At 73.6% G+C, this 5,981-nt stretch carries 6 protein-coding genes and 1 pseudogene; 5 read left to right on the top strand and 2 right to left on the bottom strand.

Going from position 1 to position 5,981, the window contains the following annotated elements; translation table 11 throughout:
- Positions 1 to 283: 283 nt before the first annotated feature.
- Positions 284 to 766, top strand: coding sequence for a Rieske (2Fe-2S) protein (locus tag ACFWR9_RS37270; protein WP_383850516.1), 483 nt, complete (start codon positions 284 to 286; stop codon positions 764 to 766).
- Positions 763 to 1,230 carry a pyridoxamine 5'-phosphate oxidase family protein gene (locus ACFWR9_RS37265; RefSeq protein ID WP_383850514.1) on the top strand — a complete coding sequence of 156 codons (468 nt, stop codon included), beginning with the start codon at positions 763 to 765 and terminating at the stop codon, positions 1,228 to 1,230. Before ACFWR9_RS37270 ends, ACFWR9_RS37265 begins: the two co-directional genes overlap by 4 nt.
- Here the strand turns inward: ACFWR9_RS37265 and ACFWR9_RS37260 are convergent.
- On the bottom strand, positions 1,227 to 2,162 hold the full coding sequence (locus ACFWR9_RS37260) for a LysR family transcriptional regulator (protein WP_383850511.1): 936 nt from the start codon (positions 2,160 to 2,162) through the stop codon (positions 1,227 to 1,229). The two genes, ACFWR9_RS37265 and ACFWR9_RS37260, sit on opposite strands and share 4 nt — an antisense overlap.
- 75 nt (positions 2,163 to 2,237) lie before the next feature.
- Between ACFWR9_RS37260 and ACFWR9_RS37255 the strand changes: the two genes are divergently transcribed.
- On the top strand, positions 2,238 to 3,239 hold the full coding sequence (locus ACFWR9_RS37255; RefSeq protein ID WP_383850509.1) for a DMT family transporter: 1,002 nt from the start codon (positions 2,238 to 2,240) through the stop codon (positions 3,237 to 3,239).
- Here ACFWR9_RS37255 and ACFWR9_RS37250 read toward each other — a convergent pair.
- Positions 3,230 to 4,567, bottom strand: coding sequence for an aminotransferase class I/II-fold pyridoxal phosphate-dependent enzyme (locus ACFWR9_RS37250; protein WP_383850518.1), 1,338 nt, complete (start codon positions 4,565 to 4,567; stop codon positions 3,230 to 3,232). The genes ACFWR9_RS37255 and ACFWR9_RS37250 overlap by 10 nt on opposite strands.
- Positions 4,568 to 4,602: 35 nt before the next feature.
- Between ACFWR9_RS37250 and ACFWR9_RS37245 the strand changes: the two genes are divergently transcribed.
- Complete coding sequence (locus ACFWR9_RS37245; RefSeq protein ID WP_383850506.1) at positions 4,603 to 5,289, top strand: pyridoxamine 5'-phosphate oxidase family protein; 687 nt, start codon at positions 4,603 to 4,605, stop codon at positions 5,287 to 5,289.
- A pseudogene (locus tag ACFWR9_RS37240) lies at positions 5,289 to 5,856 on the top strand (FMN-binding negative transcriptional regulator). Before ACFWR9_RS37245 ends, ACFWR9_RS37240 begins: the two are co-directional and overlap by 1 nt.
- Positions 5,857 to 5,981 lie beyond the last annotated feature (125 nt).

Below are 5,981 nucleotides of genomic sequence, written 5' to 3'. Positions count from 1 at the left end.
CCGAACTGGTCCTCGCCCGGGACAGCGCCTGCTGATCACCCGCCAACCGACCCACCAGGCCAGCACGCCCGAACCCCAATTTTCCCCGAGACCGTTAGCGACGTCGGAAACGGCAGGCTCGGCGCTCTGGTCACCGGCCACCCGTCGACAGCGAATCGACAGCCGTGTTTTACGCCCGTCCGACCGCCGACCCGACAGCATCTCGGCACGGCCTGAACAGCATGTGCCACGGGGCCGTACCTCTCGGCAGATCATCACGCATCCCCCCGAAGGGAACCCCAGCATGACCAGCGCATCGTTTCATCCCGCCGCCGGACCGGCCCGTCGCACCGTCGTGGCGGCGGCCGGAGCGGCGGGGCTCACCGCCGTGCTGGCGGCGTGCGGAGGCTCGGACGAGGACGCGTCGAGCGACACCGGCACCGCTTCCCCGGGCTCCCCGTCCGAGGAGGCGGGCGGCGGCGAGAACGCGGGAGCGGGAGCCGCGCTCGCGACGACCGCCGACATCCCCGAGGGCGGCGGGAAGGTCTTCGCCGACCAGAAGGTCGTGGTCACCCAGCCCTCCGCCGGCGAGTTCAAGGCGTTCTCCGCCACCTGCACCCACCAGGGCTGCGCCGTGAAGAGCGTGTCCGACGGGGTCATCAACTGCCCCTGTCACAACAGCAACTTCTCCATCACCGACGGCAGCGTGCAGAGCGGTCCGGCGCCCAAGCCGCTGCCCGCCGTGCAGATCACGGTCAGCGGGGACTCGATCCAGCTGGCCGGATGACCGTGACGCAGCGCCGGGGCCGGAAGATCATGATGACGCCCGGCGAGCTGGAGGCGTTCCTCACCACCCAGCGCACCTGCCGGGTCGCCACAGTCTCGGCCGACGGCGCCCCGCACGTGAGCACGCTGTGGTTCGTCTGGGACGGTTCCTCGATGTGGCTGTACTCGGTCGTGCGCAGCAGACGCTGGACGGACCTGCGGCGCGACCGGCGGGTGGCGATCGTGGTGGACACCGGTGAGGAGTACGACGAGTTGCGGGGCGCGGAGCTGTCCGGCCGGGTGGAGTTCGTGGGCGAGGCACCGCGCACCGGTGAGCTGTGCGCCGAACTCGACTTCCCGGAGACGCTGTTCGCCCGCAAGAACTTCGGTCTGGAGGAGATGCCCCACGACGGCCGGCACGCCTGGCTGCGGCTGACGCCGGAGAAGGTCGTTTCCTGGGACTTCCGAAAGCTGGCGCCGCTCTAGGCCGACAGGACCTGGCGGACTCGGCCCGCCTGCCCCACCTTCGCCGCGGTCGCCCGCAGCGCGTCCACCGCCGCCCGGATCGACGGGCGGCGGTCCGCGTCCGCGCGCCACACGACGTACACGTGCCGGCGCACTCGCTGCCGCAGGGGGACGGTGACGACCTCCGCGGGCATCGGCAGGCGCCCGAGCAGCGGCGCGATGCACACGCCGAGCCCCGCGGCGACCAGACCGAGCTGGGTGTGGGTCTCGGCGGCACGGTGTCCGACGATCGGCTCGATGCCCTTCGAGCGCAGCGTGAACATCAGCCACTCGTGGCAGAACTCGCCCTCGCCCCAGGTGATCCACTCGTCCTCGGCGAACTCGGCGAGGTCCACCTCGTCCCGGCGCGCGAGCCGGTGGCCGGCCGGCATGGCCACGTCGGCGGGGTCGTCGAGGAGTGGCGCCTTGACCAGGCCGTCGGGCAGCGGCATCGGCTTGTTGTACCAGTCGAGTACGACGGCCAGGTCGAGGTCGCCGCGGACCACGCCGTTGATGCCGCGTTCCGGTTCCAGCTCGCAGGAGCGCAGGCGCAGCGCGGGGTGCTCGGTGCGCAGAGCGGCGAGAGCCGTGGGGAAGAGTCCGCGGGCGGCCGTCGGGAACGCGGACAGCCGCAGCTCGCCCGCCACCTGTCCGCGCTGTGCCTCCAGGTCGGCCTGGGCCAGCTCGACCTGGGAGAGGATGCGGGCCGCGTGCTCGGCGAGCAGCCGGCCGGCGTCCGTGAGCCGCACCCCGCGCCCGTTCTTCGCCAGCAGTTGCTGGCCGGCCTCGCGCTCCAGCTTGGCCATCTGCTGGGAGACGGCCGAGGTGGTGATGTGCAGACCGGCGGCCGCGCCGCTCACCGAACCGTGCCGGGCGAGGGCGTCGAGGGTGCGCAGGCGCTCCAGGTTCAACATGTAAGCAATTCTACGAGATATTCGGTGCGAAATCTCGATTGTGCTACGAGGATGGTCTGCTCCATCGTTGCTCGCATGAGCAGCAGTGGTACGTCCTCGCCCGCAGCCCGTCGCGTCCTGGACTGGCGGCTGCGCTTCGGGCTCCTCTCCCTCGTGTGGGGTTTCAGCTTCCTCTTCATGAAGGTGGGGACGGAGAGTTTCGCCCCGTTCCAGGTCACGCTGGGGCGGCTGGCGTTCGGTACGGCGGTGGTCGCGGCCGCGATGGCGGTGAAGCGGGAGCGGCTGCCGCGCGGTGCGTGGACCTGGGTGCATCTGACGGTCGCCGGGTTCCTGCTCAACGCGCTGCCGTTCTCCCTGTTCGCCTTCTCGGAACTGACGATCCCGTCGTCGCTGGCCGGCATCTGCAACGCGACCTCGCCGCTGTGGGGCATGGCCCTGTCGCTGGTCGCCCTCTCCGAGGACCGGCCGACGCGGCGCCGGGTGGCAGGGCTCGGCATCGGCTTCCTGGGCGTCCTGACGGTGCTGGGCGTCTGGCAGGGCTTCGACGGACTGGACGTCACGGGCACGACCCTGGCCCTGCTGGCCTCGCTCAGCTATCCGGTCGGCTGGATCTACGTGCGCCGCACCCTGGCCGGCGCCAGCCACTCCCACCTCTCGCTGACGGGTGCCCAGCTGGGCCTCGCCACCCTGCAACTGGCCGTAGTGACACCGCTGTTCACCTCGGTCCCGACCAGCTTTCCCGTCCTGCCCCTGCTGTCGGTCGCGGCCCTGGGCATCCTCGGCACCGGGCTCGCCTTCCTGATCCAGTACGACCTGGTCGCCGAGGTCGGCCCGACGACGGCCCAGATGGTCACGTACTTCACCCCCGTCATCGCCACCGCGGCGGGCGTGGCACTGCTCGGCGAGTCGCTGTCCTGGTCGACCCCGGTCGGTGCGGTGATCGTCCTCGCCGGGGCGGCGCTGACCCAGTCCCGGCCCAGGGCCGCCGGGGCCCCCACGGTCGTCCCTGCCCCTGCCCCGGAGCGCGAGGGGGCGAGGCTCCAGGAGCGCCCTCGGACCAGCGTCTCTCAGACGTAGCTCCGCGACGGCCCCGCCCCCGGCCCCACCGCCGCCGCGACCGCCGCCGCCAGCGGGCCGATGTCGTCCTCGGTCAGCGTCGAGACCGTGATCCGGATGCCCGGCGGGGCGCCGACGCGGAAGCGTGCGCCGGGGGCCACGGCCCAGCCGGCGTGCAGCAGCCGGGCGACAGCACCGGTCTCGTCCGGCACCGGGATCCACACGTTCATGCCGCTGCGGCCGTGCGCGGCGACCCCGTGGTCCGCGAGGGCGGCGAGCAGCGCGTCCCGGCGCCGCCCGTACACCGGCGCGACCGCGTGCGCGTCCACCGCACCGCCCGCCCACAGCAGGGCCACGGCCCGCTGGGTGACGTGGCTCACCCAGCCGGGTCCCAGCCGCTGGCGTCCGCGGACCCGGTCGAGCGTGACGGGGTCCCCCGTGAACACGGCGAGCCGCAGGTCGGGCCCGCATGCCTTGGCCGCCGAGCGGATGAACGCCCAGCTGTGGGTCGTACCGGCGAGGGGGTGCGGGGGCAGGTCCACGATGCGGTGGCCGTGGTCGTCCTCGATCAGCAGGGTCCCGGGATGGTCGCTCAGCACGGACCGCAGGTCGGCCGCGCGCGCCGCGCTGACGGCCGCGCCCGTCGGGTTCTGGGCGCGGACCGTGACGACCAGCGCTCGGGCGCCGGCCGCCAGCACCCGGCGTACGTCCTCGGCCAGCGGCCCCTCGTCGTCCACGCGGACGGCGACGGTGCGCAGTCCGAGCGCGGGGACCAGGTCCAGGAGGCTGCCCCAGCCCGGGTCCTCCACGGCGACGGCGTCGCCGGGTCTGAGGTGGGTCGCGAGCACCCGTTCCATGGCGTCCAGCGAGCCGGACGTGACCACCACGGGCCCGTCGGGCACGCCGTCGGCGTCCAGTTCGGCGCGGGCGACGCGCGCGAGTTCCGCGGCGACGGCCGCGTGCCCGTACAGCACCGGTTCCCGGTCGCCCTGCTCGGCCGCCGCGGCGAACACCGGGCCCAGCGCGGGCAGCAGCGTCGGGTCCGGATTGCCGTCGGAGAGGTCGCGCACCCCCTCCGGCACCTCCACCCGGATGAACTCGCGGCCCGTGGTGGCCGGCTTCGCGCGCACCCGGCTGCCCCGGCGCCCGGCCGTCTCGATCACCCCGCGCTCGCGCAGGGTGCGATAGGCGGCGGCGACGGTGTTCGGGTTCACCCCGAGCCGCTCCGCCAACTCCCGCATCGGCGGGAGCGGTTGTCCCGGCTCCAGCTCCCCCGAGCCCACCGCACGCTCGACGCTCGCGGAAATCTCCGCTGCGCCCCGTCCCGCGATCAGATACTCTCCTAGCACAAACAGCATTATGCACTAGTACAATGGAGAACGCCATGCAGGGGACCGCGCAGACGCCGTCGCAGCCCGCGACCACCTACCCGTCCACCGACCGCACCGTCCCCACCCGCTCCCCCGACCGTGCCTCGTACGACAGGGAACTGGTGCACGCGATACTCGACGAGGGCTACGTCTGCCATCTCGGCTTCGTCCGGGACGGCGCCCCGGTGGTCCTGCCGACCCTCTACGGGCGGGTGGGCGAGCGGCTCTACGTGCACGGCTCGACGGGCTCGCGCCCGCTGCGGATGACGGGTGCCGCGGACCCGGGGCTGCCGGTGTGCCTGACGGTGACCCACGTGGACGCGCTGGTGCTGGCCCGCTCCGCCTTCCACCACTCGATCAACTACCGGTCGGTGGTCGTGCACGGTACGGCGTACGAGGTGACGGACCCACAGGAGCGGCGTACCGCCCTGGACGCCCTGGTCGACCACGTCGTCCCCGGCCGCTCGCGGGACTCCCGGCCCGCCAACAAGAAGGAGCTGGCCGCCACCGCCGTGATCCGCCTCGACCTGAACGAGGTCTCCGCCAAGCTCCGCACCGGCGGTGTGAACGACGAACCGGAGGACCTCGCCCTCCCCCACTGGGCGGGTCTGGTCCCGGTGCGGAAGGGGTACGACGCCCCGGTGGCCGACCCGGACCTCGACGCCGGCACCGTCCTGCCCGGCTACCTGTCGGCCCTGTGATGCTGGTCCACCCCTGGGACGCGCCTCGGGACGACGACGAGTGGCGCGACTGGCTCGCGGCACACGACTTCGGCCGGCTCGCCGTCAACGGCCCGCCCGGCGAGCCGCCCCACGTCCAGCCGCTGCACTTCGCCTTCGACGCCACCCGCGGCACCCACGGCGAGGTGGTCACCCACCTCGCCCGGCCCAACCCGCTGTGGTCCGCGCTGGAGGCCGGCCCGGTCGTCCTGCTGAGCGTGGTCGACGACTACGTGTACGTTCCCGGCCCCTGGCAGGCCGCCCCGGACGGGCCGCCCGAGCACGGCGTGCCGACCAACTTCTACGGTCGGCCACTTCCAGCCGGACGGCGGTTCCGCGCGGGCCGCGGCGGGCGAGGCGCCGTACGGCAGGCTGCTGTCCGGCATCCGCGGGCTGCGGCTGGAGGTGACCGGCGTACGGGCGAAGTTCAAGTACGCCGGCAAGCGGACCGACGAGGTCCGGGACCGGATCGCGGCCGTGCTGGCCGAGCGTGGCGGCCCGCGTGACGCCGAGGCCCGGGCGCACCTCGCACGGCGCGGCGGGATCTGACCGGCGGCGCCGGACGACCGCCCGTGGGGCCCCGGGCGTGGAGCGGGCCCACGAGTGCGCACGGGGGGGTTGCCGTCGCGCCGCCCCCGACCCGCAGGAGGGCGCCGGGGGGCTCCGGGGCGCCA

It is taken from the genome of Streptomyces sp. NPDC058534 (assembly GCF_042717365.1).
In the GTDB taxonomy this organism is placed as follows: Bacteria; Actinomycetota; Actinomycetes; order Streptomycetales; family Streptomycetaceae; genus Streptomyces.
Note: the sequence above shows the minus strand (reverse complement) of the source record. Positions and strands in the feature narration are given on the sequence as shown.